This window comes from Pseudomonas sp. AP3_22 TE3818 (assembly GCF_053628995.1).
Genome location: NZ_JBRJHL010000001.1, coordinates 1,423,239 through 1,449,613, shown reverse-complemented (window position 1 = coordinate 1,449,613; position 26,375 = coordinate 1,423,239). Strand labels below are relative to the sequence as shown.

Genomic DNA, 26,375 nt, shown 5'->3' with positions numbered 1-26,375 from the left:
GAGCACTGACATGACCCGGATCAATTTGACCACCGCCAATGAATTCATCGCCCGTCACATCGGCCCGCGCGCCGGTGACGAGCAAGCCATGCTCAACAGCCTCGGCTTCGACTCCCTGGAAGCCCTGAGCGCCAGCGTGATTCCCGACAGCATCAAGGGCACCAGCGTCCTCGGCCTGGAAGACGGCCTGAGCGAAGCCGATGCCCTGGCCTTGATCAAGTCCATCGCGAGCAAAAACCAGCTGTTCAAGACCTTCATCGGCCAGGGTTACTACGGCACCCACACGCCGTCGCCGATCCTGCGCAACCTGCTGGAAAATCCGGCCTGGTACACCGCCTACACCCCGTACCAGCCAGAAATCTCCCAGGGCCGCCTCGAAGCGCTGCTGAACTTCCAGACCCTGATCAGCGACCTCACCGGCCTGCCGATCGCCAACGCCTCGCTGCTCGACGAAGCCACCGCCGCTGCCGAAGCCATGACCTTCTGCAAACGCCTGAGCAAGAACAAAGGCAGCCATCAATTCTTCGCCTCCGTGCATTGCCACCCGCAAACCCTCGACGTGCTGCGCACCCGTGCCGAGCCTCTGGGCATCGACGTGGTGGTGGGCGACGAACGTGAACTGACCGACGTGACGCCGTTCTTCGGCGCCCTGCTGCAATACCCGGCAAGCAACGGCGACGTGTTCGATTACCGCGAGCTGACCGAACGCTTCCACGCCGCCAACGCTCTCGTCGCCGTGGCGGCCGACCTGCTGGCCCTGACCGTGCTGACCGCACCGGGCGAATTCGGTGCCGACGTGGCCATCGGCAGCGCACAGCGCTTCGGCGTGCCGCTGGGCTTCGGTGGTCCGCACGCCGCTTATTTCTCCACCAGGGACGCCTTCAAGCGTGACATGCCGGGCCGCCTGGTCGGTGTTTCCGTAGACCGTTTCGGCAACCCGGCCCTGCGCCTGGCCATGCAGACCCGCGAGCAACACATCCGTCGCGAGAAAGCCACGTCGAACATCTGCACCGCGCAAGTGCTGCTGGCCAACATCGCCAGCATGTACGCCGTGTACCACGGTCCGAAAGGCCTGACGCAGATCGCCAATCGCGTGCACCACCTGACTGCGATCCTGGCCAAAGGCTTGAGCGCATTGGGTCTGAACGTCGAGCAAGCGAACTTCTTCGACACCCTGACCGTGAAGACCGGCGCCCAAACCGCCGCCCTGCACGACAAGGCGCACGCCCAGCGCATCAACCTGCGCGTGGTCGATGGCGACCGCCTGGGCCTGTCCCTGGACGAAACCACCACTCAGGCCGACGTTGAAACCCTGTGGAGCCTGCTGTCCGACGGCAAGGCCCTGCCGGACTTCGCCGCCCTCGCCGCCTCGGTGCAGAGCGCCATCCCGGCCGCGCTGGTACGTCAGTCGCCGATTCTCAGCCACCCGGTGTTCAACCGCTATCACTCGGAAACCGAGCTGATGCGCTACCTGCGCAAACTGGCGGACAAGGACCTGGCGCTGGACCGCACCATGATCCCGCTGGGTTCGTGTACCATGAAGCTCAACGCCGCCAGCGAAATGATCCCGGTGACCTGGGCCGAATTCGGTGCCCTGCACCCGTTCGCCCCGGCCGAGCAAAGCGCCGGTTATCAGCAATTGACCGACGAACTGGAAGCCATGCTGTGCGCTGCGACCGGCTACGACTCGGTTTCGCTGCAACCGAACGCCGGTTCCCAGGGTGAATACGCAGGTCTCTTGGCGATCCGTGCCTACCACCAGAGCCGTGGCGAAGACCGCCGCGACATCTGCCTGATCCCGTCGTCGGCCCACGGCACCAACCCGGCCACCGCTCAGATGGCCGGTATGCGTGTGGTCGTGACCGCGTGCGATGCCCGCGGCAACGTCGACATCGAAGACCTGCGCGCCAAGGCCATCGAGCACCGCGAACACCTCGCCGCGCTGATGATCACCTACCCGTCGACCCACGGCGTGTTCGAAGAAGGCATCCGCGAAATCTGCGGCATCGTTCATGACAACGGCGGCCAGGTGTACATCGACGGCGCCAACATGAACGCCATGGTCGGCCTTTGCGCGCCGGGCAAGTTCGGCGGCGACGTGTCGCACCTGAACCTGCACAAGACCTTCTGCATCCCGCACGGCGGTGGCGGCCCGGGCGTCGGCCCGATCGGTGTGAAATCGCACCTGGCGCCGTTCCTGCCGGGCCACGCGCAGATGGAGCGCAAGGAAGGCGCCGTTTGCGCGGCACCGTTCGGCAGCGCGAGCATTCTGCCGATCACCTGGATGTACATTCGCATGATGGGTGGCGCGGGCCTCAAGCGCGCTTCGCAGCTGGCGATTCTCAATGCCAACTACATCTCCCGTCGTCTCGAAGAGCACTATCCAGTGCTGTACACCGGCAGCAACGGCCTGGTGGCGCACGAATGCATCCTCGACCTGCGTCCATTGAAAGACAGCAGCGGCATCAGCGTCGATGACGTGGCCAAGCGCCTGATCGACTTCGGTTTCCACGCGCCGACCATGTCGTTCCCGGTGGCCGGCACGCTGATGATCGAGCCGACCGAAAGCGAATCCAAGGAAGAACTGGACCGCTTCTGCGACGCCATGATCCGCATCCGCGAAGAAATCCGCGCGGTGGAAAACGGCACCCTGGACAAGGACGACAACCCGCTGAAAAACGCTCCACACACCGCCAAGGAACTGGTGGGCGAGTGGTCGCACCCGTACAGCCGCGAACAAGCGGTTTACCCGGTTGCGTCGCTGATCGAAGGCAAGTACTGGCCGCCGGTCGGTCGCGTCGACAACGTGTTCGGCGACCGCAACCTGGTCTGCGCCTGCCCGTCGATCGAAAGCTACGCTTAAACCAATGAGGGGGCGGGGTCTACTCGCCCCTCTCAAGAACACCACAAATCTCTGTGGGAGCTGGCTTGCCAGCAATGAGGGTGGATCAGTCTCCATCTCTGTTGCCTGACACACCGCCATCGCTGGCAAGCCAGCTCCTACAGGATCAGGTCTTCCCACAAGATTTTTCCGCCTATTCCTATAACAAGAAACCGGAGAACCACCATGTCGTTAAGCGTGTTCGACCTGTTCAAGATTGGCATCGGCCCCTCCAGCTCCCACACCGTCGGCCCGATGCGCGCCGCTGCGCGCTTCGTCGAAGGCCTGCGCCGTGAAGGGCTGCTGACGGCCACCACCTGCGTCAAGGTCGAGCTGTACGGCTCGCTCGGCGCCACCGGCAAAGGCCACGGCAGTGACAAGGCTGTGCTGCTGGGCCTGGAAGGCGAACACCCGGACACCGTGGATACCGAAACCGTCGCTGCGCGCCTGCAAGAGATTCGCAGCAACGCACGCTTGAACCTGCTCGGCGAACACAGCATCGCGTTCAACGAGAAAGAACACCTGGCGATGATTCGCAAACCGTTGCCCTACCACCCCAACGGCATGATTTTTCGCGCCTTCGATGCGGCGGGTTTGCAGATCCGCAGCCGCGAGTACTACTCGGTCGGCGGCGGTTTCGTGGTCGATGAGGACGCTGCCGGCGCCGACCGCATCGTCGAAGACGCCACACCCCTGACCTTCCCTTTCAAAAGCGCCAAGGACCTGCTCGCTCATTGCGCCAAATACGGCCTGTCGATCAGCCAGGTGATGTTGACGAACGAAAGCGCCTGGCGCCCGGAAGCGGAAACCCGCGCCGGCCTGCTGAAGATCTGGCAGGTCATGCAGGACTGCGTCGCCGCCGGTTGCCGTAATGAAGGCATCCTGCCCGGTGGCTTGAAGGTCAAACGACGGGCGGCAGCGCTGCATCGGCAATTGTGCAGCAACCCTGAATCGTCCTTGCGCGATCCGCTGTCGGTGCTGGACTGGGTCAACCTGTACGCCCTGGCCGTCAATGAAGAAAACGCCAACGGCGGACGCGTGGTCACGGCGCCCACCAATGGTGCGGCCGGGATCATTCCGGCGGTGCTGCATTACTACATGCGCTTTATCCCCGGCGCCAATGACGACGGGGTGGTGCGCTTTCTGCTCACTGCCGCCGCCATCGGCATTCTGTACAAGGAAAACGCCTCGATTTCCGGCGCCGAAGTCGGCTGTCAGGGTGAAGTCGGCGTCGCCTGCTCGATGGCCGCCGGAGCCTTGTGCGAAGTGCTCGGCGGCACCGTGCAACAAGTGGAGAACGCCGCGGAAATCGGCATGGAACACAACCTCGGGCTGACCTGCGACCCGATTGGCGGGCTGGTGCAGGTGCCTTGCATCGAGCGCAACGCCATGGGTTCGGTCAAGGCCATCAATGCCGTGCGCATGGCCATGCGCGGCGACGGGCAACACTTCGTCTCCCTCGACAAGGTCATCCGCACCATGCGCCAGACCGGCGCCGACATGAAAAGCAAATACAAGGAAACCGCCCGTGGCGGTTTGGCGGTCAACATTATCGAGTGCTGATGCGCGCTCATCTGCACCCTTCTTCAGGAGCTGAATATGTCCACCGAACAACTGTTGAAAACCCCGTTGCACGCACTGCACATCGAACTCGGCGCGCGCATGGTGCCGTTCGCCGGCTATGACATGCCGGTTCAATACCCGCTGGGCGTGATGAAAGAACACCAGCACACCCGCGACCAGGCCGGGCTGTTCGATGTCTCGCACATGGGCCAGATCCGCCTGACCGGCGCCGATGCCGCCAAGGCCCTGGAAACCCTGGTGCCGGTGGACATCATCGACCTGCCGGTGGGCATGCAGCGTTACGCGATGTTCACCAATGCGACAGGCGGCATCCTCGATGACCTGATGGTCGCCAACCTGGGCAACGACGAACTGTTCCTGGTGGTCAACGCCGCTTGCAAGGATCAGGACCTGGCCCACCTGCGCAAGCACATCGGTGAGCAGTGCACGATCGAGCCGTTGTTCGAAGAACGTGCCCTGCTTGCCCTGCAAGGCCCGGCTGCAGTGACCGTGCTGGCACGCCTGGCCCCGGAAGTTGCGAAGATGACCTTCATGCAGTTCGCCCGCGTGAAGCTGCTGGGCGTGGACTGTTTTGTCAGCCGCTCAGGCTACACCGGCGAAGACGGTTTCGAAATTTCCGTCCCCGCCGCCAACGCCGAAGCACTGGCTCGGGCCCTGCTGGCCGAACCGGAAGTGGCCGCCATCGGCCTCGGCGCCCGCGACTCCCTGCGCCTTGAGGCGGGCTTGTGCCTGTACGGGCATGACATGAACACCGAGACTACCCCGATCGAAGCGAGCCTGCTGTGGGCGATCTCCAAGCCACGTCGCGCCGATGGCGCACGGGCCGGCGGCTTCCCTGGCGCCGAAACCGTGTTCGCCCAGCAACAGGCAGGTGTCAGCCGCAAACGCGTCGGCCTGTTACCGCAGGAACGCACGCCGGTGCGCGAGGGTGCCGAGATCGTCAACGAAGCCGGCGACATCATCGGTAGCGTCTGCAGCGGCGGTTTCGGACCGACTCTGGGCGGGCCACTGGCCATGGGTTATGTCGACAGCGCCTATATCGCACTGGACACACCCGTCTGGGCGATTGTGCGTGGGAAAAAGGTGCCTTTGCTTGTAAGCAAAATGCCATTTGTTCCACAACGCTACTATCGCGGCTGATTGAATGTTCCTATAAGTAACGCGATTGCGTTAACTGTGCACTAATGTGTAACGCAACCGCCATAAAATAGTGCATTGTTTGGCTCTAAGCTTCGATTATGAACTTTGCTTATAACGATCGAAAACATTTGAACAGCGCTAGCGTATAAGGCCCCACTAGTGGACTGACTTTGCCATCAACCTAAGGAAATACGGGGCCTTCACAGGGCTTGTTTTTTCTCCCGTAGTTGGCGTAGAGTTTGTTCACTGTGTTTGCATGGGTCGCTTGGAATCGTGACCTGGGCAGTAGCCTACAAGTTAGCTACATCCCGTTCGACGTCTTCTTACTCTCCTGCAACCAGCCCCAGTACTCTTTCATGAGAAAGAGACTGTCATTAATTTTTGCGTCAAAGGAAATAAGAAATGTCCCAACGTCAGAGCGGTACCGTCAAGTGGTTTAACGACGAGAAAGGTTTTGGTTTTATCACTCCTGAAAGCGGTCCGGATCTGTTCGTGCATTTCCGCGCCATCCAGGGCAACGGCTTCAAGAGCCTGAAAGAAGGCCAGAAAGTGACTTTCATCGCCGTGCAGGGCCAGAAAGGCATGCAGGCTGACGAAGTACAAGCAGAAGCCTAATCTTCTGTAACGAAAAAGCCCCTGATGCTGACATCAGGGGCTTTTTTGTGCGCGTAAATCCGTAAAATGGCTTCTTTTTCGCCGAGTGCCTGCCATGTCGAAACACCTGCTTACTCCCCAGGGCGACTTTCCTGCCGCTGGCCTGGGTCGTCGTCTGGCAGCCATGTTCTATGATTTCCTCCTGTGCACCGCCCTGCTGATCGTCACCAGCGGCATCTACAAGATGATCCAGATGGCGATCATCGGCGAAGAAAGGATGCGCACCCTGACCGAAGCCGGCGCGCTGGACGGCGACCCCCTGCTCTCCACAGTCCTGCTGTTCGTACTGTTCGGCTTCTTCGCGAAATTCTGGACCTGGTCGGGTCAGACCCTGGGCATGCAGGTCTGGTGCATTCGTGTCCAGAACGCCGACGGCTCGTCCATCAGCCTGTGGCAGGCGCTGTTGCGCTTTGTGGTGTCGATTGCGTCCTTGCTGTGTGTTGGCCTTGGGTTCTTCTGGTCGCTGTTCGACAAACAGCAACGCAGTTGGCATGACATGTATTCCAACACGCAACTGGTGCGGATTCCGAAGAAGACCAAATAATCGGGGTCGGCAAAAATCACTGTGGGAGCGGGCTTGCTCGCGAAAGCGGTGTGTCAGCCGATATCAATGTTGCCTGACACTACGCCTTCGCGAGCAAGCCCGCTCCCACAGTTTATTGCGACCTGCCTGATAAACTTCAGGCGTTCCCGGCCAGTTTCATCCGCGCCGCCTGGGTAAAGTCCAGCATCCGCTTGAGCGGTCGAATCGCCTGCGGGATCAGCGCCGGATCGACAAAGATCTCGTTCGCGCCTTCTTTCAACGCCTTGAGCGTACGCTCAAGGGTGTTCATGGCCATCCACGGGCAATGTGCACAACTGCGGCACGCCGCGCCGTTACCCGCCGTCGGAGCTTCGATAAAGACCTTGTCCGGGCACAGCTGCTGCATCTTGTAGAAGATGCCGCGGTCAGTGGCAACGATCAGCGTCTTGTTCGGCAGGCTCTGTGCCGCCGCGATCAACTGGCTGGTGGAGCCCACGGCGTCGGCCAGTTCAATCACCGACGTCGGCGACTCCGGGTGCACCAGGATCGCCGCATCCGGGTACAGCGCCTTCATGTCTTCAAGCTGCTTGGACTTGAACTCTTCGTGAACGATGCAGGCACCGTCCCACAGCAGCATGTCGGCACCGGTCTGACGCTGGATGTAGGTACCCAGGTGCTTGTCCGGCCCCCAGATGATGGTCTCGCCGTTGTCCATCAGGCTTTCGACGATTTCCAGCGCACAGCTTGAAGTCACCACCCAATCCGCGCGGGCTTTTACCGCTGCGGAAGTGTTGGCGTACACCACGACCGTGCGCTCCGGGTGCTGATCGCAGAACGCGGAGAACTCGTCCACCGGGCACCCCAGGTCGAGCGAACAGGTCGCTTCGAGGGTCGGCATCAGCACGCGTTTTTCCGGATTGAGGATCTTGGCAGTCTCCCCCATGAACTTCACGCCGGCGACGACCACGGTCTTGGCCGGATGGGCGTTGCCGAAGCGGGCCATCTCCAGCGAGTCGGAGACACAGCCCCCCGTCTCTTCGGCCAGCGCCTGAATGACAGGGTCACAATAGAAGTGGGCCACCAGCACCGCGTCCTGAGCCTTGAGCTCGGCAGCGATGGCGGCACGGTAGTAAGCCTCTTCATCGGCGGTCAGCGGTTTGGGCTGCTTGGCGTCGAGGTGGGCTTGAACCAGAAGGCGTTCGGATATTTGCGTCATGTTCGCAAGACCTGCAAGCGCATTCGCGCGAAAGTCGAGTATACACCCGGCTCCGGACCCTTCAGGGTACCGCCGGGAAAGTGAGTATTCATCAGGCACGGACAGCGTTGAAGCTGCGCAAGGCTACAGAATATCCGACAGATGCAAAAGATGATTCTGACCTGCGCCTTGCGCAGCAGCCCGGAGCGAGGCGGACTTGAATCGCAGGCAAAAAAAAATCCGGAAATCCTCACTTGCGTGGGCCTTCCAGACTTTTAAAACTGCTAAAAATGGTGGGTCGTGTGGGATTCGAACCTACGACCAATTGGTTAAAAGCCAACTGCTCTACCAACTGAGCTAACGACCCGCTGTGTGGTGGCGCGTATAATACTGATTTTTAAGGACTATTCAACACCTATTTTGAAAAAAATCAAAAATAAGGTGTTGGATCGCTGATTCCGGCCGCCGCAAAGCCTTCTGCGCGCAGTCGGCAGCTGTCGCATTTGCCGCACGCACGGCCATCATCGTCGGCCTGATAGCAGGAAACGGTCAGCCCGTAGTTCACGCCAAGCTTCACGCCCGCCTGGACGATCTGCGCCTTGCTGAGGTTTTGCAGCGGTGCCTGGATGCGGAAGCCATTGCCTTCCACGCCGGCTTTGGTTGCCAGGTTGGCCATGCGCTCGAACGACTCGATGAACTCGGGACGGCAGTCCGGGTAGCCGGAGTAATCCACCGCATTGACGCCAATGAAGATGTCCCGCGCACCGAGCACTTCAGCCCAGCCCAGGGCCAGGGACAGGAACACCGTGTTACGCGCAGGCACATAAGTGACAGGAATGCCCTCACCCAGCTCTTCCGGTATATCGATGCTGCGGTCGGTCAGCGCCGAGCCGCCCATGCCGTTCAGGTTCAGGCCGATCACCTTGTGCTCGACCACCCCCAGATCCCGCGCCACGCGCTCGGCGGCGTGCAGTTCGGCGTGAGAGCGCTGACCGTAGTCGAAGCTCATGGTGTAGCAGCTGTAGCCTTCGGCGCGCGCCATGGCGACCACGGTCGCCGAGTCGAGGCCACCGGACAGCAGGATGACCGCACGTTTTTCAGCAGTGTTGAGTTCTTCAGTCATTTCAGCGCCCCGGCTCGTCATTCCATAGATATTTATGCAGCTGCAATTGCAAACGCACTGGCAGGTTGTCCGCCACCACCCAGTCCGCCAGGTCCCGGGCATTGAGATCATGGTGGCTTGGCGAGAACAGGACTTCGCCGGCGCGCTGGTCCAGACCGTACTGGATCAGTTTGGAAACGGACCAGTCATAGTCCTCCCGCGAACAGATGACAAATTTCACCTGATCGTTGGGCGTGAGCAGCTCGATGTTTTCGTAGCGATTGCGGTGCGCTTCCTTCGAACCCGGGGTTTTCAGGTCGACAACGCGACTGACCCGGGAATCTACCGGCGAGATATCGATAGAGCCACTGGTTTCCAGTGACACTTCGTAACCGGCGTCGCACAAGCGCTTGAGCAAGGGAATGGCGTTGGGTTGCGCCAGGGGCTCGCCGCCCGTGACACAGACATAACGCGGGCGGAAACCGGCGACCTGCTCGAGGATGTCGTCGAGGGTACGAATGGTTCCGCCGGTGAACGCGTAGGCGCTGTCGCAGTATTGGCAACGCAACGGGCAACCGGTCAGGCGCACAAAAACAGTGGGCAGGCCGGCAGTCCGAGTTTCACCCTGCAACGAGTAGAAAACTTCGGTGATTCTCAATGTGTCTTGCATAGTCGCCACGGGCGTAACAGCTAAACAGGCTGTCCGCCTCCGTCAGGCACTTCAAGGAACCCCGGCAATGCGCAGATCCCAAAAAGCGTGTTTCAGAAAAAAGGGGGAGAATTCTAACGAAAAAACCCGCGACAAGCGCGGGTTTCTTTGAAACGGCTCAAGCCGCCTTACATTTTCTGCAGATCACGCTGCGCCAGCTGAGCAGCGGAAGTGCCCGGATACTGGGACACGACCTGCTGCAGAATGCCTTTGACCCGGTCGGTATGACCGAGACGGCGCTCTACATCAGCGAGCTTGTACAGCGAATCAGGCACCTTGGCGTGCTTGGGATACAGCTGCGAAACCTTGGCAAACGCCTGACCTGCACCTTGCAGATCGCCTTTGGCCAGGTTCACTTCGCCCAGCCAGTACTGGGCGTTGCCCGCGTACTGACTGTTCGGGTATTTGCGCAGGAATGCGGCGAAAGCCTGGCTGGCCTTGTCGAAATCCTTGGCCTTGATCAGGTCGAAGGCAGCATCGTAATAGAGCTTTTCCTTCGCCGGATCTGCCGGTTCGCTACCCGCGGCAGGTGCTTGAGCGGCGGCTGCGCCAGCTGCTGCACCTGCGGCCGCACCGGGGGCGTTCGTTTCGCCACCGGTGGAAGAATTTTCAGGAGTCGCGGCTGGTGCAACGCCGGTTCCTATGCGCCGATCAAGATCCTGGTATCGCTCCAGGTTTTCCTGCTTCATGCGCGCTACATCATTTTGCAGTTCTTCGATCACACCCTGTTGGCGCGAGATCTGCTCCTGCATTTGTTGCAGTTGGTTGAACAGCTGACCCTGTGCCGAGACAGGGGTCGAAACCCCTCCCCCGGCATAGGCGCCGTTCGTACCGTAACCTGCAGGCGGATAACTGCTCCCGCTATTGTTATAGCCGGAGTCATTATCGACCACAGGAACCGCAGCCCACGCCGCAAGCGGCGCGAGGCTGAGAGCCAGAACAGTTACAGCACGACGGCACGTTCGCATGACGAATTACTTACGCAGTTCGACGCGACGGTTTTGAGCCCAGGACTGCTCGTCGTTGCCGGTAGCAACTGGACGCTCTTCGCCGTAGGAAACCAGTTCCAGCTGAGCTGGGGAAACACCTTGCAGTACCAGGTAGCGCTGAACGGCTTTCGCACGACGCTCGCCCAGTGCCATGTTGTACTCACGAGTACCACGTTCGTCGGTGTTGCCTTCCAGAACAACGCGAGCGCCGTTTGCTTTCAGGTCTTTGGCGTGAACGTCCAGAGCGCGCATGGCTTCTGGCTTCAGGTCCGAGCTGTCGTATTCGAAGTAGAAAGTGGTGATAGCGCGCAGTGCAGCTTCTTCGCTCAGGGAGCCGTCAACTGCACCAGTGTTTGCGCCGTAACCAGCGTTTGGATCTACCGCGCCTTCACCGGCATTGTCGCCGCCTTTGGACGAGCAACCTACAGCTACAGCCATGGCCAGTGCCAGCGCAGCAAATTTACCAAACTTCAGCATTTCCATCGTGAAACTCCTAATGAACCCCAGTGTGTTAAGTAAAACGTATAGCGCCGCGTCAGTTCAGGTAAGGGGACCAGGAAGGTTCTCTGACTTCGCCTTGTGCGGTAGGAAGCGGGAGCCTTACGCGTCCATTGATGGACACGAGCATCAAGACTCCCCGGCCCTGCTGGCGGGTGGCGTAGATTACCATGGTGCCGTTGGGCGCGACAGTAGGCGACTCGTCCAGAGTGCTATCAGTGAGGATTTTTACACTACCGCGCTGCAAATCCTGGGCCGCCACCTTGAAATTGGTGAAGCCATCCTGACGGTGAATCATGACAAGCGTCTTTTCATCAGCCGACAATTTAGGGTTGGCGTTGTAGTTGCCGACGAAAGTCACCCGTTCGGCACCGCCGCCACCGGCGCTGGTCTTGTAGATCTGCGGTTTGCCGCCACGGTCGGAAGTGAAGTAGATGGTCGAGCCATCCTTGCCCCAGAACGGTTCGGTGTTGATACCAGGACCGTTGGTGACGCGGCTGATCTGACGCGAGCCCAGGTTCATCACATAGATGTCCGGGTTGCCGTCCTTGGACAGCACGAACGCCAGGCGATTGCCATCCGGCGACCAGGCAGGTGCACCGTTCAGGCCTTCGAAGTTGGTGATCTGCTCACGGCGACCGGTGTCGATATTCTGCATGAAGATACGCGGACGCTTCTGCTCGAACGAGACATAAGCGATGCGCTTGCCATCCGGTGCGAAACGCGGCGACAGGATCGGCTCACGCGATTGCAGCAGGGTCACGGCGCGGGCACCGTCGTAGTCCGAACGCTGCAGGGTGTAGCGAGTGTTGTTCTCGGAGAAACGCTCGGCCGTTACGTACAGCAGGCGAGTCGAGAAGGCACCCTTGATACCCGTGAGTTTTTCGAACGACTGGTCAGAGATGTAGTGCGCCATGTCGCGCAACTGATCGACACCGCCCGACACGCTGCCGGTCAGCACTTGCTGCTCGGTGGCTACGTTGAACAGTGCATATTGCACCTGCAGGCGACCGCCCGCCGGAACAATGCTGCCGACCATGACGTACTGGGCACCCAGTGCCTTGAAGTCACGGAAGATGATTTCGCCGGCCTGGCTCGGCTGGCTGATCATGTTCTGCTTTGGAATCGGCGAGTAGTAACCCGAGTTGCGCAGGTCGTTACCGATGATTTCCGCCATGTCGTCCGGCAGCACGCTACCGCCCTGGAAGCCGAACGGTACAACGGCGATCGGGGTCGCCCGATCGCTGCCGCTGGTAACCAGAATGTTTTTCTCATCTGCCATCGCCATCCCTGCCATGCAGCAGATAGCGATCAGCATTCCTCGAAGAAGGTTTCTCACAAGGCTAGATCCTCAGGTGTGAATGTCATCTTGAATGAACGATACGGAGCGAAATCACTCGGCTTCATTCCCTGCATTTCTGTCAAACGTCCAATATTCTTCACTGCTGCAACGGCCGAAGCGTCAAACGGACCGTCGCCACTGGACCTGGACACGCTGACCGAAGTCACCGTACCGTCCGGCAACATGCCGATTTGCAACACGACCGTCATGCCTTTGCGTGCCGAAGGTGGACGAGCCCAGCCTTCCGCTGCACGCGCACGAATCAGGTCATCGAAACTGCCGGCGACTTCGTCACCCTGCTCATCGGCCAAGGCCTGCTGACGCTGCGGCGTGTCGGAAAGCAAATCTGCCAGGGCCTGAGCCTTTTTGTCTTCGGCGGATTTACGCGCCGCGTCCTGCGATTTCTTCTTCGCAGCATCGGCAGCAGCTTTCTTCTTCGCTTCCTCGGCGACTTTCTTCTTCGCCTCTTCAGCCTCGGCTTTCTTCTTGGCGTCTTCCGCGGCTTTCTTCTTCGCGTCTTCGACGATCTTCTTCTTGGCTTCTTCAGCGGCCGCTTTCTTGGCCTCTTCTTCAGCCGCCTTCTTGGCTTCTTCTTCAGCTTTCTTCTTGGCTATATCAGCCAATTGTTTCTCTTCTGCCTTCTTGGCTTCCGCGGCTTTCTTCGCGTCGTCGGCTTTCTTGGCTTCATCAGCCTTTTTCGCCTCGTCCGCTTTCTTCGCCTCGTCGGCCTTCTTGGCTTCCTCGGCCTTTTGAGCCGCCTCTTCTTTCTTTTGTTCCGCAGCCTTCACCGCTTCCTGCTCGACCTTTTTCTGCTCCATCTGCTCGACTTCGGTCTGACGCGCAGCAGATTTCTGCGCCTCACCGGCAATCTTCTGATTGGTCTGGGTGGTCGCCCGACTTTTCGATTTCAGTTGGTACAAGGTCGCCTGGACAATCGGCTTGGCCGGCGGCAGCTCCGGGGTAAAGGCAAAACTGACGAACAACATGCCGAACACCAGCACGTGCAAGCCAATCGCCCAGACACTAGGCCAGAAGTAGCTTTCCGAGGCGGACGGCTCTCGCTGTTGCTGCATCAGGGCGCCTCGGTAATCAAGCCAACATTCCCGACCCCGGCTTTCTGCAACCCGCCCATGGCCCCCATGACGGAACCGTAATCGACGGATTTGTCGCCACGAATGAAGACCTGGGTGTGCTTGCCGTTTTCATTGCCGACGCGAATGATCTTGGTCACGGCGTCAGTCATCTGCGGCAACGTCATGGCCCGGTCCTGCTGCTTGTCCGTGTCGACTTCGCTGCCGAGGTTCCAGTAGTAGGTCTTGTCGGATTTGATGGAAATGGTCAGGACCTGGGTGTTGTTGTCCTGCGGCAAGGCTTCGCTGGAAACCTTGGGCAGATCAACTTTCACGCCCTGATTGAGCATCGGCGCGGTCACCATGAAGATGACCAGCAGCACCAACATCACGTCGATGTAGGGCACCACGTTCATCTCGGCGACCGGCTTGCGCTTTTTGCGAGCTCGAGCGATTAAAGCCATTGGGAATTACCTGCTTATTCTTCGCTGGTGTGCACTTTGCGGTGCAGGATCGCCTGGAACTCGTCGGCGAAGGTGTAGTAGCGGCCCAGCAGGGTTTCGCTGCGAGCAGCAAAACGGTTGTAAGCGATAACGGCTGGAATGGCCGCGAACAGGCCGATGGCCGTGGCGATCAGTGCTTCGGCGATACCCGGGGCTACAGTGGCCAAGGTCGCTTGCTGGGCGGTGGCCAGGCCACGGAAGGAGTTCATGATCCCCCAGACGGTACCGAACAGACCGATGTAGGGGCTGACGGAACCAACAGTGGCGAGGAAGGGCAGGCTCTGCTCGAGCTTTTCTTCTTCGCGGGAAATCGCAACGCGCATGGCACGGGCCACGCCTTCCATGACCGCTTCCGGGTCAACGCCTGGCTGCTGGCGCAGGCGGGAGAACTCCTTGAAACCGGCACGGAAGATTTGCTCGACACCCGAATCGGGGTCCGGGTTGCTGCCCGCCTGGCGGTACAGCTTGGACAGGTCGATACCCGACCAGAAGCGCTCTTCAAAGCTCTCCAGGGCACGTCGACCGGCGCGCAGCAAGTTGCTGCGCTGAAAGATCATGATCCACGAGGTCACCGATGCGGCTACCAGGGTCAGCATTACCAGTTGCACCACGATACTGGCATTGCTGACCAGGCTCCACATGGAGGAATGGTCGACGACGTTAGCTTCCACGCTTTATCTCCTGCTTTGAGTGTGTACCCGCGCCGCTCACGTCGGCAAAGGCCGCTCGTAGAGCTTCGGGAATGGCCCGGGGTTTCAAACTTTCAGTGCGCACACAGGCCACCAGAAACTGCCCTTCGCAGAGCAGCACATTATCCGTTGCCCGCCTGACCTGCTGCTTGAAGCGCAGGCTGGCACGGTTCAATTCGATTACTTCAGCGCTTACCAGCAGTTCGTCGTCCAGTCGCGCCGGCGCGTGGTAGCGCGCTTCGCTGGAATGCACGACGAACAACAGGTCCTCCCCTGCCAGTTGCGATTGGGCAAAGCCCAGGTCTCGCAGCCGCTCGGTTCGAGCCCGTTCCATAAACTTGAGGTAATTGACGTAATACACGATGCCGCCCGCATCGGTGTCCTCGTAATAAACGCGACAACGATGTGCGAATGGCTCAAGCCCGTTTTGCGCGCGCATACTCTAGTGCTTACTCCTCAGGTTGCCAATCCGGCCAGGCAACTGTTTTTCATTGATCTGCGGCTTTCTTGCGAAAGTACGGTGCTGGGACCCTACATTGCCTGAAAAAATCAGCACGCAATGTTAATTAATCGTCACTGGCACCGAGACACTCGTCTGCCACGGGCATTTCGCCCAATCGTGACGGAATGTTTAAACCGAAATGCAGATAGGCATGCCGCGTCACCACTCGCCCCCTTGGCGTGCGCATGATGTAACCCTGCTGGATCAGGTAAGGCTCAAGCACGTCTTCAATGGTGTGACGCTCTTCGCTGATGGCGGCGGCGAGACTGTCGACCCCGACCGGCCCGCCATCGAACTTCTCGATCATGGTCAGCAACAGACGCCGGTCCTGGTGATCGAAGCCGCGTTCGTCGACGTCCAGCAGGTTCAGCGCCAGGTCGGCAATCGGCTTGGTGATATGCCCCTTGGCGCGAACTTCGGCAAAATCACGCACCCGGCGCAACAGTCGGTTGGCAATCCGGGGCGTGCCACGGGCACGGCGGGCGATCTCAAACGCGCCTTCCGGGTCAAGCGGCAAACCGAGGATGCTCGCCGAACGACTGACGATGGTCGCAAGGTCGGCGTTGTTATAGAACTCAAGACGCTGAACGATGCCGAAACGGTCACGCAACGGGTTCGTCAGCATCCCGGCCCGGGTCGTTGCGCCAACCAGAGTGAACGGCGGCAGATCCAGCTTGATCGACCGCGCGGCCGGACCTTCACCGATCATGATGTCGAGCTGGAAGTCCTCCATGGCCGGGTACAGCACTTCTTCAACGATGGGCGACAGGCGATGAATTTCGTCGATGAACAGCACATCGTGAGGCTCAAGGTTGGTCAACAGCGCTGCGAGATCACCCGGACGCTCCAGCACCGGCCCCGAAGTGCTCTTGATCGACACCCCCATTTCCTGGGCGATGATGTTGGCGAGGGTGGTCTTGCCCAAGCCCGGCGGCCCGAAGATCAGCGTGTGATCCAGGGACTCGTTACGACCGCGAGCCGCCTGAATGAACAACTCCATCTGCTCGCGAACGGTTGGCTGGCCAATGTATTCCGCCAGGCTGACCGGGCGAATGGCACGGTCCTGGACTTCTTCGCGCTCACGCGGACTGTGCGTGGCAGCGATCAGACGATCAGCTTCAATCACTTAGATCATTCCCTTCAAGGCGCGACGGATCATGTCTTCACTGCTCAAACCTTTCTCCTTGATCGCAGACACAGCCTTGCTCGCTTCCTGCGGCTTGTAGCCAAGGGAGATCAAGGCGCTGACGGCGTCATTTTCAGCAGTGTTCACCGGAGCCGGTCCATCCGGCTGGTTCGGCACCAGGGCGAACATGGCCGGTACGGTTTCCCAGGCCTTGAAGCGATCCTTGAGTTCCACCAGCAAACGCTCGGCGGTTTTCTTGCCCACACCTGGCACCTTGGTCAGCGCCGAAGTGTCCTGGGACTGTACGCAACGAACCAGTTCGTCGACTTCCAGGCTCGACATCAAGGCCAGCGCCAATTTCGGCCCGACACCATTGAGGCGGATCAACTCGCGGAAAAAATCGCGCTCACGTTTGCCGACAAAACCATAGAGTAACTGTGCGTCTTCACGCACGACCAAATGAGTGTGCAACGTCAGCGGCTCACCGACCGACGGCAAGCGATAAAGGGTCGTCATCGGCACTTCGAGTTCATAACCCAGGCCGTTTACATCCAGAATCAAGTGTGGAGGCTGCTTCTCAGCCAGGGTGCCGCGCAAACGTCCAATCACGTTACAAATCCTTGAGCGTTGGCCAGCTCTGGGCCAGCGACTGATAGAGCAAGGGAGTAGCGCCGACAACCCAGGCGAAACGCCCTCACCCCATGAAAATGATTGCTGATGCTATCAGAGACGCAGGCGCCCGCCACGACTGCGTGCCGCCCCGAGACCATGGGGCAGCAGACTGGAGCGGGTATGAGCATGGCAAATGGCAATGGCCAGGGCGTCCGAAGCATCGATCTGCGGCTTGCTGGTCAGCTTGAGCATGTGCATGACCATCATCTGCACCTGTTCCTTGTTGGCCGCACCGGTGCCGACCACCGCCTGCTTGACCTGGGTTGCGCTGTATTCGGCAATTTCCAGGTTTTCCTCGGCACCTGCCACGATCGCAGCGCCACGGGCCTGCCCCAGTTTCAGGGCGGAATCGGCGTTACGGGCCATGAACACCTTTTCGATCCCCATGGTCACCGGATGGTAGGTCTGAATGATTTCCCGCACCCCGCGATAGACAATCTGCAGTCGCTCAGGCAGCTCGCCAGCACCGGTGCGGATACAACCGGAGGCGACGTACTCGCAGCCACGACCGGTATCACGAACCACACCGTAACCGGTGATGCGCGAACCGGGGTCGATACCAAGAATTAAAGTCATAACGCCTGCGGGATAAGAAAGAACACGATCTTCAGCTCAGCGAATAATAAATGTGGGAGCGGGCTTGCTCGCGAATGCGGACTATCAGACAACATCGTTGCTGAATATTAAACCGCTTTCGCGAGCAAGCCCGCTCCCACATGGATCGGGGCCACCCTTTAACCGAGCTGCGCGGCCACCGACTCCGGAATCTCCGCGTTGGAGTAGACGTTTTGCACGTCATCCAGGTCTTCGAGCATGTCGATCAGCTTGAGGACCTTCTCGGCGCCTTCCAGATCGAGCTCGGCGCTGGTGGTCGGCAGCATGACGATTTCCGCGTCGTCCCCCTTGAAACCCGCCGCCTCCAGTGCGTTACGCACGGAATAGAATCCGGCAAACGAGGTGAACACATCGATCGAACCGTCTTCGTTGGTCACCACGTCATCGGCGTCGGCTTCCATGGCCGCTTCCATCAGCGCGTCTTCATCAACGCCGGCAGCGAAGGAGATCTGTCCCTTGCGTTCGAACAGATAGGCCACCGAACCGTCAGTCCCGAGGTTGCCGCCGCACTTGCTGAACGCGTGACGAACAGCGGCTGCGGTGCGATTACGGTTGTCGGTCATGCATTCGACCATCACCGCCACGCCACCCGGGCCGTAACCTTCGTAGGTCAGCTCGACCACGTCGTCGGTATCGGCAGCGCCGGTACCGCGGGCGACAGCACGATCGATGATGTCACGGCTCATGTTCGCCCCGAGAGCCTTGTCCAGGGCCAGGCGCAGGCGCGGATTGGAGCCTGGATCACCACCACCCTGACGGGCAGCGACGGTCAGCTCACGAATCCACTTGGTGAAGATCTTGCCCCTCTTGGCATCCTGACGTTCTTTGCGGTGCTTGATGTTCGCCCACTTGGAATGACCTGCCATAACTCGCTCCGAATTCTCTTTGAAACATTGCCCGCTGCGCTGTATTGCGCCGGCCGGCAAACAAAAATCTTGAACAGCTCTGCCTATGAAGAAAGGGCGCATCCGCAGATGCGCCCTCCGGGTCAGCCTTACTCGGCCTTGGGCGTTTCACGCAGACGAATGTGCAACTCGCGCAATGCCTTGGCATCCACCTGGCCCGGCGCCTGGGTCATGACATCGGCCGCGCTCTGGGTTTTCGGGAAGGCAATCACTTCACGGATCGACTGCGCGCCAGTCATCAGCATCACCAGACGGTCCAGACCAAAGGCCAGGCCACCGTGCGGCGGAGCGCCGTATTTCAGGGCGTCGAGCAGGAAGCCGAATTTCTCTTCCTGCTCCACTTCGTTGATGCCCAGCAGACGGAACACCGACTGTTGCATCTCTTTGCGGTGGATACGGATCGAACCGCCACCCAGTTCGGTGCCGTTCAACACCATGTCGTAGGCACGGGACAGAGCGCCAGCCGGGTTGGCTTCCAGCTCTTGCGGAGTGCACTTCGGCGCGGTGAACGGGTGGTGCAAGGCAGTGAAGCTGCCATCGTCGTTTTCTTCGAACATCGGGAAGTCGACGACCCACATTGGCGCCCACTTGCAGGTCAGCAGGTCCAGGTCGTGGCCGAGCTTGATCCGCAGCGCACCCAGAGCTTCGCTGACGATCTTCGCCTTGTCGGCGCCGAAGAACACGATATCGCCGTCGACCGCACCCACGCGATCGAGGATCACGTTGAGGTTGGCTTCAGGAATGTTCTTCACGATCGGCGACTGCAGGCCTTCGACGCCTTTGGCGCGCTCGTTGACCTTGATGTACGCCAGGCCCTTGGCACCGTAGATGCCGACAAACTTGGTGTAGTCGTCGATCTGCTTGCGCGGCATGCTCGCGCCGCCAGGCACGCGCAGGGCGGCGATGCGGCATTTCGGGTCGTTGGCCGGGCCGCTGAACACCTTGAAGTCGACTTCCTTGAGCTGGTCGGCCACGTCAACCAGTTCCAGCGGGTTACGCAGGTCTGGCTTATCGGAACCGTAGCGGCGCATGGCCTCTTCGAAGGTCATGTGCGGGAACTCGCCGAATTCCAGGCCCAGCACTTCCTTGAACAGGTTGCGGATCATTTGCTCGGTCAGGCCCATGATCTCTTTTTCATCGAGGAAGCTGGTCTCGATGTCGATCTGGGTGAATTCCGGCTGGCGGTCGGCCCGCAGGTCTTCGTCGCGGAAGCACTTGGCGATCTGGTAGTAACGGTCGAAGCCGGCCACCATCAGCAGTTGCTTGAACAGCTGCGGCGATTGCGGCAAGGCGAAGAACGAACCGGCATGAGTACGGCTCGGTACCAGGTAGTCGCGCGCGCCTTCCGGGGTAGCACGGGTCAGGATCGGCGTTTCCACGTCGAGGAAGCCGTTCTCGTCCAGGAAGCGACGGATGCTGGTGGTCATGCGCGAACGCAGACGCAGCTTCTCGGCCATTTCCGGGCGACGCAGGTCGAGGAAGCGATAGCGCAGACGGGTTTCTTCACCGACGTCGGAGAATTCGTTCAGCGGGAACGGCGGGGTTTCCGATTCGTTCAGCACTTCCAGCTCGTAGCCGAGGACTTCGATCATGCCCGATGCCATGTTGGCGTTGGTCGCACCGGCCGGACGCAGGCGAACCTTGCCGGTGATCTTCACGACGTACTCGCTGCGCACGCGATCGGCCGCGGCGAAGGTTTCAGCGCGGTCCGGATCGAACACGACCTGGGCCAGACCATCACGATCACGGATATCGAGGAAAATCACCCCACCGTGGTCACGGCGACGGTGAACCCATCCGCAAAGGGTAATTTCCTGGCCGTCCAGGCTTTCGTTCAGTTGGCCGCAATAATGGCTGCGCATCATGGTCGTGGTTTCACTTCTCGTAATTCGAAATTCGGTTGGAGATCCTACAGCAGCCCCGCCTTTGAAAAGTCGCCGGGTGATGCAAGAGCTCGCGTGTGTCGTTCAATTCAGGTTCAGGACCTTAGTCAGCTTTGTCGCCGCCGGCCAGGTTCTTCTTGGAACCGGTCTTGAAATCGGTTTCGTACCAACCCGTGCCGCTGAGGCGAAAGCCCGGCATGGACAGCATTTTCTTAAGCTCTGGCGCCTGACAGGCAGGGCAGTCGACCAGCGGTGCATCGCTGATCTTTTGAATGGCTTCCAACTGATGACCACAGGAAGCACATTGATAATCGTACATCGGCATGGAGGTTGTCTCGGCGATCAGATTGCTACCGCACACGCAGGGTTTCGCGGCAAAGAGCGGGATTATATCCATTAAATGCGGCCTGTGCAGCCGTAAGACTGCACAGGCCGACACTCTGCCGTTTTCACCGCCCAGACTAGGCGGCGACGATACAACCCCCTTCCTTGAGGCTGTGTACGACACAGACGACCCGCACCAATCCACTGAAATTCCTTACTCCGCCATGACGCAGGTGAACTTCGCGATCCACATGAGATAACAGGCTGCTGACCGAACAACCGTTGGCCCGGGCCATTCCTCCCAAAATATCCCAATAAACCTGCTCAAGCCGCAAACAGGTAGCAAAGCCATTCAATCGTACTGAGCGGGACAAGGGCTGGGCCAATCCCATATCGAATTCGCGAACAAACGGATCAACCCTTACATCCCTGCGCGAACCGTATCGCCCCTCTTCTTGCCTTTCATAAACCATAACGCTGACACTCCTTTGCCATCCTGGTTTCTTAAAGCGCAACTGTGTGTCGACTTATAAAAACGCAGGTGCAAAGGTATTTTCCAGCCGACTTTATGACCCTCGACGTAGGATAAGCCAACAACTTTTGGCAGACCCTGGAGATCGTCCTACGCCGGACGTTTTCCCACGCAGCGAAACGAAGCCTCCCTCAGAAACACCCTATGGAATGACGTAGGAAAGAAGAGCGGCAACCTGCGGCAAATCACCGCCAAAGAGCCGCCGGACGCCCTGATTTGAGTAGCCTGCGGCTTTGCTGTTAAATAGACGGCGTGTCGCCAGTGCCTATTTTTCCGGGCATGGCGCATAGGCTGATACCGGGCACGTGTCCACCGCCTCTTTATTGTCTTGAAGCGAACCGTGCGCCATCAGCTCTTCCTTGTGAGCTGTCTTAACGTGAGTTAATCAAAATGTTGAAAATCGTCCATCTGTTGATAGGCGCAGCGGCCTTGCTGCTGTCCTTCATCCCTAGCCTGCACCCCGAAGCCTTGCCTTACCTGCAACAACCTGACGCGCTGTACCTGGCCTTTTTCGGCCTGCTCAATCTCACGCTTGCACCTGTCATCCCCTACTGGAACAAAGGTCCGCGCCACCAACTGCAAAACCTGGTCAGCGTCCTGCTGGCTCTGGCGGTAGTCCTGCAGACTCTGACGCTGATCGCGCCGATGCCCGTCATCGCCGGTCAACCTGCCGTTCTGTTCAGCCTGGTCGCAGCCCTGATCGCTGTTGCCCTGCACCTGGGCATCAGTTTCTACAAATCGTCACCGGTCGCTGCCTCGCCAAGCTACGACATGAGCAACCGCGATACCGGCACCGTCAAGTGGTTCAACACGTCCAAAGGCTTCGGCTTCATTTCCCGCGACTCCGGCGACGATATCTTCGTCCACTTCCGGGCCATTCGCGGTGAAGGCCACCGCGTCCTGGTAGAAGGCCAGCGCGTGGAGTTCTCTGTCATGAATCGTGACAAGGGCCTGCAAGCCGAAGATGTGATCGCCGCACTGCCACGCCGCTGATTCAAGGCTGAAAAAAACCGCGTACAGCCTGGCTGTACGCGGTTTTTTCATGCCTGCACGTTGCTTGCTGCACATTGATTAGTAGTGCGGCGGCGGCGCTTCCTCTTCGAACGATTCGAACTGGCCGACCATTTCCTCCTGCCGTTTGAGCAACGCAGCCATTTGCAGTTGAAGACGCTCGACCACCCGCTGCTGGGCGACCAGTACATCATTCAATGCCTGGATGGTGTCATCCTGAAAGGCCAGGCGGCTTTCAAGATCGGTAACGCGTTCTTCCAGGCTCATGGTTCAGCCCTCCAGAAACGTAAAGTCATCGGTCAATATCAGGCGCAAACGCTCGCGAATCGCGGCAATCTGCTCCGAACTGTAGGGTTTTGCCGGATGCCTGCCCCACACCGGCGCCGGCCACGCGGCATCTTCGCGCTTGCGCACAATCACGTGCATGTGCAACTGGCTGACGACATTGCCCAGCGCCGCAACATTCAATTTGTCCGCATCGAACGAGTCCTTGAGCATTTGCGAAAGCGCCGTCGTCTCCTGCCAAAGCTGTCGCTGATCTGCGACATCCAACTGAAATATCTCGCTGATAGCCTCACGACGAGGTACCAGGATGAACCAGGGATAGTTCGAGTCGTTGGACAACAGCAACCGGCAGAGCGGAAAGTCCCCGATCGGTAACGTGTCTTGTTGAAGTCGTGGATCTAGAGCGAACACTGCGCGTACTCCCGCCGGGTCATCATTTTTCAGCTTAGCGCCCATCCAGAGGAGCGGCGCACCAAGCGACCGGACGGCAGCATACCTGTGAACGGCGCACGCTTCACGGCGAACCTTGCACAGACGCCACGAGTGCCAGCGAAAAGCTGACAGCCCGCCCCCGAATGAGACACTTTTCGACGCCGCGCACCACCACAGAACCGACCAGCCGAAAAAAGCGCCGAAATGACTGATAAACAACGAAGAGTTCGCCCCAGGCACTCGATCAACAGAAATGAATTCAGCACAAGGTTAAAATTTTTTTGCACCAAAACCGCACAGTGGGTCTACGCTGGATGCTTCGACATCCGCCATTTACTCACTGGCGGGGTGAACCGGTAACATTTTTGGTTGTCAGGCAGTCGACCAGAAGGGTGCAACATGATGCGAGGCAAAGCGTCAAGCCCAAACCAAAGGCGCTTGAACCCCCCGGTTTTATGAGGTTTTTACAGCGCCAGAGCGTCAATTTGAAAAAACCGCCAAAAAACGTGATTTTGTGCACGCTTGTTGCATACATACCCAACATCACTTGAGTGACACCCGCTGGAAGTGGGGGGCATTCAGGCAAAAAAGACAGTGGCAAGGTAGCCCGATGGAGATTCAAACGTTTCACCAGGACTCTTTTTACCGACACCCAGGCTCAGAAAACAGCATTAAAGTTGTCAGCCCGGTTGCGTCGGAGCTCGAAATTTGCGACATCTACTTCGCTGTTTGCGACATGGTCGTAAAGAAGGCGAAAGGTTAGGTACGCAAGTATCGCCAACATTGTCGGCGTGATATAAGTTTGCGCCGACACAAAAAGAAAGAGCCGCCCAGATAATAAAACAGGTGGGACGGCAGTACTCTTCTAAAACCAAAGGAGCAAATCACGATGCGCGTGATGAAGTGGAGCATGATCGCACTGGCAGTTGCAGCAGCAGCCAGTACCCAATTGGCTACGGCCGCCCCTTTCGTAAGTGACCAGGCTGAAGCCAAAGGTTTTGTTGAAGACAGCTCCTTGAACTTGCTGGTTCGCAACTACTACTTCAACCGTGACCGCAAAGATGGCGCAACCGACCAGAAAGACTGGACCCAAGGTATCTGGGGCAATTTCAGCTCCGGTTACACCCAAGGCACAATCGGTGTTGGCGTTGACGCTTTCGGTTACCTGGCAATCAAACTGGACGGCGGTGATGGCACCGGCGGCACCGGCAACATGAGCCGCGACGCCGATGGCGAAGTTAACGACAGCCAGGGCAAAGCCGGCGGCGCCGTTAAATTCCGCGTATCGAAAACCGAGCTGAAAGTCGGCGACATGCAGCCAAGCACTGCTCCAGTGTTCGCTGTTGGCGGTTCCCGTATCCTTCCTCAAACTGCCAGCGGTATCCAACTGCAAAGCAGCGAAGTCAAAGACCTTGACCTCGAAGCCGGTCACTTCTACTCGGCGACCAGCCAGGACCGTAACGCTCGTGACGGCGACCTGTTTGCAACCTACGCTGGCGTAGCAGCTGACTCCATCGACTACTTCGGTGGCAAATACGGCATCACCGACAACCTGTCGGCATCGCTGTACGGCGCCAAGCTGGAAGACATCTGGAACCAGTACTACGCCAACCTGAACTACACCATCCCGCTGGGCGGCGACGAGTCGCTGAACCTGGACGGTAACATCTACAACACCAAAGACACTGGTGATGCCAAAGCGGGCGAGATCAGCAACACCGCTTACTCCCTGGCAGCCGCTTTCTCGTTCATGAAAGCACACACCATCACCCTCGCCTTCCAGAAGGTTAACGGTGACACTCCGTTCGACTACATCGGCGTGGGCAAGAACAACCGCGGCGGCGACTCGATCTTCCTCGCCAACTCCATCCAGTACTCTGACTTCAACGCCCCAGGCGAGAAGTCTGCCCAGGTTCGTTATGACCTGAAAATGGCTGAGTACGGCGTTCCAGGTCTGAGCTTCATGACCCGTTACGTTAAAGGCTGGGACATCGACGGCACCAAAACTCCAGTTGGCAGCCCTTACGCTGGCCTGTACGGCGAAGACGGCAAGCACAACGAGACCAACTTCGAAGCCAAGTACGTTGTTCAGACTGGCCCGGCAAAAGACCTCTCCTTCCGTATTCGTCAAGCATGGCACTTCGCTAACGCTGACGAAGGTGAAGGCGACGTGAAAGAGTTCCGTTTCATCGTCGACTACCCGCTGTCGGTTTTGTAATCGCATCCAGTTAGTTTGCGGTAACAAAACAAAAGGCCCATCTTCGGATGGGCCTTTTTGTTGTCCGTGCAAATTGTTCAATTATTGAACAATTGCCCTACATGCCTGACCGAATAGTCAGGCATGTATGAAGGTCAATTACTGCACTGCGGACTCCTGAACCACGCGAATAACCCGCTGTGGAAATGGAATATCGATGCCGGCCTCTCTCAGACGATCACGGGACAGTTCGTTGAACATGAACATCACATCCCAATAATCCGCTGTCTTCACCCAGACACGCAGGGAAACAGTGATAGAACTGTCACCCAATGTCGAAATGACTGCCTGGGGTGCCGGGTCAGTCAATACACGCGGATCCCTGGCCAACTCCAGCAACACTTCCCGGGCTTTCTGCAAGTCCGCTTCATAATCGACGCCTACATCAAACACCACTTTGCGGGTCGGCTGGCGATTGGTGTTGGTGATAATGCCGTTCGACAGATTTCCGTTGGGCACGATGATGGTCTTGTTGTCACCGGTGCGCAGTACGGTATGGAAAATCTGGATGCTGTCGACGGTACCGGCAACCCCCTGAGCCTCGATCCAGTCGCCGATACGAAACGGACGGAACAGCAAAATCAACACGCCACCGGCGAAGTTCGCCAGGCTGCCCTGCAAAGCCAAGCCAATGGCCAGACCCGCCGCACCAATCGCTGCCACAAACGAAGTGGTTTCCACACCGATCATCGAGGCCACGCTGACGACCAGCAGGATCTTGAGGATGATGTTCGCCAGGCTGCTGATAAAGCCCTGCAGCGCCAGGTCGGCATTGCGCAACGCAATCAGACCGCCGAGCTTTTTCGTGACTTTGTTGATCAGCCACCAGCCGATGGCCAGGGTGATGACCGCCAGCAGTACGCGACTGCCGTATTCCATGATCATCGGGATCCAGGTTTGGGATACCTTGACCAGGTTGTCTACCTCAGCGCTTAAATCCATCTACTTTCTC

At 58.9% G+C, this 26,375-nt stretch carries 27 protein-coding genes and 1 tRNA gene; 7 read left to right on the top strand and 21 right to left on the bottom strand.

Translation table 11 applies throughout. From position 1 onward, the window contains the following. Positions 1-10: 10 nt before the first annotated feature. The 5 genes from gcvP to AB7M25_RS06740 all read left to right on the top strand — a co-directional run bounded on the left by gcvP (position 11) and on the right by AB7M25_RS06740 (position 6,803). Entirely contained in the window at positions 11-2,863 is a 2,853-nt protein-coding gene (gene gcvP, locus AB7M25_RS06760) for an aminomethyl-transferring glycine dehydrogenase (RefSeq protein ID WP_454237096.1), read from the top strand. A 204-nt stretch (positions 2,864-3,067) separates the two neighbouring features. Next, a complete protein-coding gene (locus tag AB7M25_RS06755; RefSeq protein ID WP_454237095.1) occupies positions 3,068-4,444 on the top strand; it encodes an L-serine ammonia-lyase in 1,377 nt (458 codons plus the stop codon). A 36-nt stretch (positions 4,445-4,480) separates the two neighbouring features. Then, positions 4,481-5,605: a glycine cleavage system aminomethyltransferase GcvT gene (gene gcvT / locus AB7M25_RS06750; protein ID WP_429519747.1), complete on the top strand. Its 1,125-nt coding sequence runs from the start codon at positions 4,481-4,483 to the stop codon at positions 5,603-5,605. 402 nt (positions 5,606-6,007) lie between these two features. Further along, positions 6,008-6,220 carry a cold-shock protein gene (locus AB7M25_RS06745; RefSeq protein ID WP_007977299.1) on the top strand — a complete coding sequence of 71 codons (213 nt, stop codon included), beginning with the start codon at positions 6,008-6,010 and terminating at the stop codon, positions 6,218-6,220. A gap of 94 nt (positions 6,221-6,314) precedes the next feature. Beyond that, the gene (locus AB7M25_RS06740; protein WP_218500701.1) at positions 6,315-6,803 is read left to right on the top strand and encodes an RDD family protein; all 489 of its coding nucleotides are present in this window, start codon (positions 6,315-6,317) and stop codon (positions 6,801-6,803) included. 136 nt (positions 6,804-6,939) lie between these two features. Here the strand turns inward: AB7M25_RS06740 and nadA are convergent, their stop codons facing one another. The 18 genes from nadA to AB7M25_RS06650 form a co-directional block, all read right to left on the bottom strand. Then, positions 6,940-7,998, bottom strand: coding sequence for a quinolinate synthase NadA (gene nadA / locus AB7M25_RS06735; RefSeq protein WP_007995624.1), 1,059 nt, complete (start codon positions 7,996-7,998; stop codon positions 6,940-6,942). 270 nt (positions 7,999-8,268) lie between these two features. Continuing rightward, positions 8,269-8,344 (bottom strand) — tRNA-Lys (locus tag AB7M25_RS06730). A 63-nt stretch (positions 8,345-8,407) separates the two neighbouring features. After that, the gene (gene queC / locus AB7M25_RS06725; protein WP_429389459.1) at positions 8,408-9,100 is read right to left on the bottom strand and encodes a 7-cyano-7-deazaguanine synthase QueC; all 693 of its coding nucleotides are present in this window, start codon (positions 9,098-9,100) and stop codon (positions 8,408-8,410) included. A gap of 1 nt (position 9,101) precedes the next feature. Next, positions 9,102-9,749 (bottom strand): 7-carboxy-7-deazaguanine synthase QueE, encoded by a 648-nt coding sequence (gene queE / locus AB7M25_RS06720; protein WP_007977310.1) that lies wholly within the window; start codon positions 9,747-9,749, stop codon positions 9,102-9,104. Positions 9,750-9,916: 167 nt separating this feature from the next. After that, positions 9,917-10,756 (bottom strand): tol-pal system protein YbgF, encoded by an 840-nt coding sequence (ybgF, locus tag AB7M25_RS06715; RefSeq protein ID WP_102698372.1) that lies wholly within the window; start codon positions 10,754-10,756, stop codon positions 9,917-9,919. A 6-nt stretch (positions 10,757-10,762) separates the two neighbouring features. Beyond that, a complete protein-coding gene (gene pal / locus AB7M25_RS06710) occupies positions 10,763-11,260 on the bottom strand; it encodes a peptidoglycan-associated lipoprotein Pal (protein ID WP_003178634.1) in 498 nt (165 codons plus the stop codon). A gap of 52 nt (positions 11,261-11,312) precedes the next feature. Further along, the gene (gene tolB, locus AB7M25_RS06705) at positions 11,313-12,593 is read right to left on the bottom strand and encodes a Tol-Pal system beta propeller repeat protein TolB (protein WP_429389463.1); all 1,281 of its coding nucleotides are present in this window, start codon (positions 12,591-12,593) and stop codon (positions 11,313-11,315) included. A gap of 17 nt (positions 12,594-12,610) precedes the next feature. Continuing rightward, the gene (tolA, locus tag AB7M25_RS06700) at positions 12,611-13,690 is read right to left on the bottom strand and encodes a cell envelope integrity protein TolA (RefSeq protein WP_085714504.1); all 1,080 of its coding nucleotides are present in this window, start codon (positions 13,688-13,690) and stop codon (positions 12,611-12,613) included. Continuing rightward, complete coding sequence (tolR, locus tag AB7M25_RS06695) at positions 13,690-14,142, bottom strand: protein TolR (RefSeq protein WP_162130292.1); 453 nt, start codon at positions 14,140-14,142, stop codon at positions 13,690-13,692. The genes tolA and tolR overlap by 1 nt, the downstream gene beginning before the upstream one ends. A gap of 23 nt (positions 14,143-14,165) precedes the next feature. Continuing rightward, positions 14,166-14,861 carry a protein TolQ gene (gene tolQ, locus AB7M25_RS06690; protein ID WP_007995636.1) on the bottom strand — a complete coding sequence of 232 codons (696 nt, stop codon included), beginning with the start codon at positions 14,859-14,861 and terminating at the stop codon, positions 14,166-14,168. Continuing rightward, complete coding sequence (ybgC, locus tag AB7M25_RS06685; protein ID WP_007990726.1) at positions 14,851-15,318, bottom strand: tol-pal system-associated acyl-CoA thioesterase; 468 nt, start codon at positions 15,316-15,318, stop codon at positions 14,851-14,853. The genes tolQ and ybgC overlap by 11 nt, the downstream gene beginning before the upstream one ends. 127 nt (positions 15,319-15,445) lie before the next feature. Then, a complete protein-coding gene (gene ruvB / locus AB7M25_RS06680; RefSeq protein WP_429389456.1) occupies positions 15,446-16,507 on the bottom strand; it encodes a Holliday junction branch migration DNA helicase RuvB in 1,062 nt (353 codons plus the stop codon). Continuing rightward, a complete protein-coding gene (ruvA, locus tag AB7M25_RS06675; protein ID WP_007995640.1) occupies positions 16,508-17,116 on the bottom strand; it encodes a Holliday junction branch migration protein RuvA in 609 nt (202 codons plus the stop codon). Positions 17,117-17,230: 114 nt separating this feature from the next. Next, positions 17,231-17,755 (bottom strand): crossover junction endodeoxyribonuclease RuvC, encoded by a 525-nt coding sequence (gene ruvC, locus AB7M25_RS06670; protein WP_429389454.1) that lies wholly within the window; start codon positions 17,753-17,755, stop codon positions 17,231-17,233. 158 nt (positions 17,756-17,913) lie between these two features. Further along, positions 17,914-18,660, bottom strand: coding sequence for a YebC/PmpR family DNA-binding transcriptional regulator (locus AB7M25_RS06665; RefSeq protein ID WP_007995641.1), 747 nt, complete (start codon positions 18,658-18,660; stop codon positions 17,914-17,916). Positions 18,661-18,788: 128 nt separating this feature from the next. Further along, entirely contained in the window at positions 18,789-20,564 is a 1,776-nt protein-coding gene (gene aspS, locus AB7M25_RS06660) for an aspartate--tRNA ligase (RefSeq protein WP_104449215.1), read from the bottom strand. A gap of 121 nt (positions 20,565-20,685) precedes the next feature. Further along, complete coding sequence (locus AB7M25_RS06655) at positions 20,686-20,907, bottom strand: FmdB family zinc ribbon protein (protein WP_007977333.1); 222 nt, start codon at positions 20,905-20,907, stop codon at positions 20,686-20,688. Positions 20,908-21,043: 136 nt separating this feature from the next. Further along, entirely contained in the window at positions 21,044-21,379 is a 336-nt protein-coding gene (locus tag AB7M25_RS06650; RefSeq protein WP_429389452.1) for a ribbon-helix-helix domain-containing protein, read from the bottom strand. A gap of 449 nt (positions 21,380-21,828) precedes the next feature. Here AB7M25_RS06650 and AB7M25_RS06645 point away from each other — a divergent pair, with 449 nt between their 5' ends. Continuing rightward, a complete protein-coding gene (locus AB7M25_RS06645; RefSeq protein ID WP_095965394.1) occupies positions 21,829-22,431 on the top strand; it encodes a cold-shock protein in 603 nt (200 codons plus the stop codon). A gap of 78 nt (positions 22,432-22,509) precedes the next feature. On the opposite strand, the gene AB7M25_RS06640 is transcribed toward AB7M25_RS06645, so the two are convergent. Together AB7M25_RS06640 and AB7M25_RS06635 are read right to left on the bottom strand one after the other, a co-directional pair. Then, positions 22,510-22,716 (bottom strand): SlyX family protein, encoded by a 207-nt coding sequence (locus AB7M25_RS06640; RefSeq protein ID WP_007977339.1) that lies wholly within the window; start codon positions 22,714-22,716, stop codon positions 22,510-22,512. Between the two features lie 3 nt (positions 22,717-22,719). Beyond that, positions 22,720-23,145: an HIT domain-containing protein gene (locus tag AB7M25_RS06635; protein ID WP_454238336.1), complete on the bottom strand. Its 426-nt coding sequence runs from the start codon at positions 23,143-23,145 to the stop codon at positions 22,720-22,722. Positions 23,146-24,055: 910 nt separating this feature from the next. Here AB7M25_RS06635 and AB7M25_RS06630 point away from each other — a divergent pair. Further along, entirely contained in the window at positions 24,056-25,384 is a 1,329-nt protein-coding gene (locus tag AB7M25_RS06630; protein ID WP_258682385.1) for an OprD family porin, read from the top strand. Positions 25,385-25,522: 138 nt separating this feature from the next. Here AB7M25_RS06630 and AB7M25_RS06625 read toward each other — a convergent pair whose 3' ends face one another. Continuing rightward, complete coding sequence (locus tag AB7M25_RS06625; RefSeq protein WP_429389449.1) at positions 25,523-26,365, bottom strand: mechanosensitive ion channel family protein; 843 nt, start codon at positions 26,363-26,365, stop codon at positions 25,523-25,525. Positions 26,366-26,375: the final 10 nt, after the last annotated feature.

Bases quoted from the DNA above. Each gene is read 5' to 3' on its own strand.
- tolB (WP_429389463.1), bottom strand. From the start codon at position 12,593: ATGCTGATCGCTATCTGCTGCATGGCAGGGATGGCGATGGCAGATGAG.
- AB7M25_RS06655 (WP_007977333.1), bottom strand. From the start codon at position 20,907: ATGCCGATGTACGATTATCAATGTGCTTCCTGTGGTCATCAGTTGGAA.
- AB7M25_RS06745 (WP_007977299.1), top strand. From the start codon at position 6,008: ATGTCCCAACGTCAGAGCGGTACCGTCAAGTGGTTTAACGACGAGAAA.
- aspS (WP_104449215.1), bottom strand. From the start codon at position 20,564: ATGATGCGCAGCCATTATTGCGGCCAACTGAACGAAAGCCTGGACGGC.
- AB7M25_RS06640 (WP_007977339.1), bottom strand. From the start codon at position 22,716: ATGAGCCTGGAAGAACGCGTTACCGATCTTGAAAGCCGCCTGGCCTTT.
- AB7M25_RS06625 (WP_429389449.1), bottom strand. From the start codon at position 26,365: ATGGATTTAAGCGCTGAGGTAGACAACCTGGTCAAGGTATCCCAAACC.
- gcvT (WP_429519747.1), top strand. From the start codon at position 4,481: ATGTCCACCGAACAACTGTTGAAAACCCCGTTGCACGCACTGCACATC.
- AB7M25_RS06665 (WP_007995641.1), bottom strand. From the start codon at position 18,660: ATGGCAGGTCATTCCAAGTGGGCGAACATCAAGCACCGCAAAGAACGT.
- ybgC (WP_007990726.1), bottom strand. From the start codon at position 15,318: ATGCGCGCGCAAAACGGGCTTGAGCCATTCGCACATCGTTGTCGCGTT.
- AB7M25_RS06755 (WP_454237095.1), top strand. From the start codon at position 3,068: ATGTCGTTAAGCGTGTTCGACCTGTTCAAGATTGGCATCGGCCCCTCC.
- queC (WP_429389459.1), bottom strand. From the start codon at position 9,100: ATGACTGAAGAACTCAACACTGCTGAAAAACGTGCGGTCATCCTGCTG.
- AB7M25_RS06645 (WP_095965394.1), top strand. From the start codon at position 21,829: ATGTTGAAAATCGTCCATCTGTTGATAGGCGCAGCGGCCTTGCTGCTG.
- tolA (WP_085714504.1), bottom strand. From the start codon at position 13,690: ATGCAGCAACAGCGAGAGCCGTCCGCCTCGGAAAGCTACTTCTGGCCT.
- AB7M25_RS06650 (WP_429389452.1), bottom strand. From the start codon at position 21,379: ATGGTTTATGAAAGGCAAGAAGAGGGGCGATACGGTTCGCGCAGGGAT.
- gcvP (WP_454237096.1), top strand. From the start codon at position 11: ATGACCCGGATCAATTTGACCACCGCCAATGAATTCATCGCCCGTCAC.
- AB7M25_RS06740 (WP_218500701.1), top strand. From the start codon at position 6,315: ATGTCGAAACACCTGCTTACTCCCCAGGGCGACTTTCCTGCCGCTGGC.
- ruvC (WP_429389454.1), bottom strand. From the start codon at position 17,755: ATGACTTTAATTCTTGGTATCGACCCCGGTTCGCGCATCACCGGTTAC.
- ybgF (WP_102698372.1), bottom strand. From the start codon at position 10,756: ATGCGAACGTGCCGTCGTGCTGTAACTGTTCTGGCTCTCAGCCTCGCG.
- pal (WP_003178634.1), bottom strand. From the start codon at position 11,260: ATGGAAATGCTGAAGTTTGGTAAATTTGCTGCGCTGGCACTGGCCATG.
- queE (WP_007977310.1), bottom strand. From the start codon at position 9,749: ATGCAAGACACATTGAGAATCACCGAAGTTTTCTACTCGTTGCAGGGT.
- nadA (WP_007995624.1), bottom strand. From the start codon at position 7,998: ATGACGCAAATATCCGAACGCCTTCTGGTTCAAGCCCACCTCGACGCC.
- AB7M25_RS06630 (WP_258682385.1), top strand. From the start codon at position 24,056: ATGCGCGTGATGAAGTGGAGCATGATCGCACTGGCAGTTGCAGCAGCA.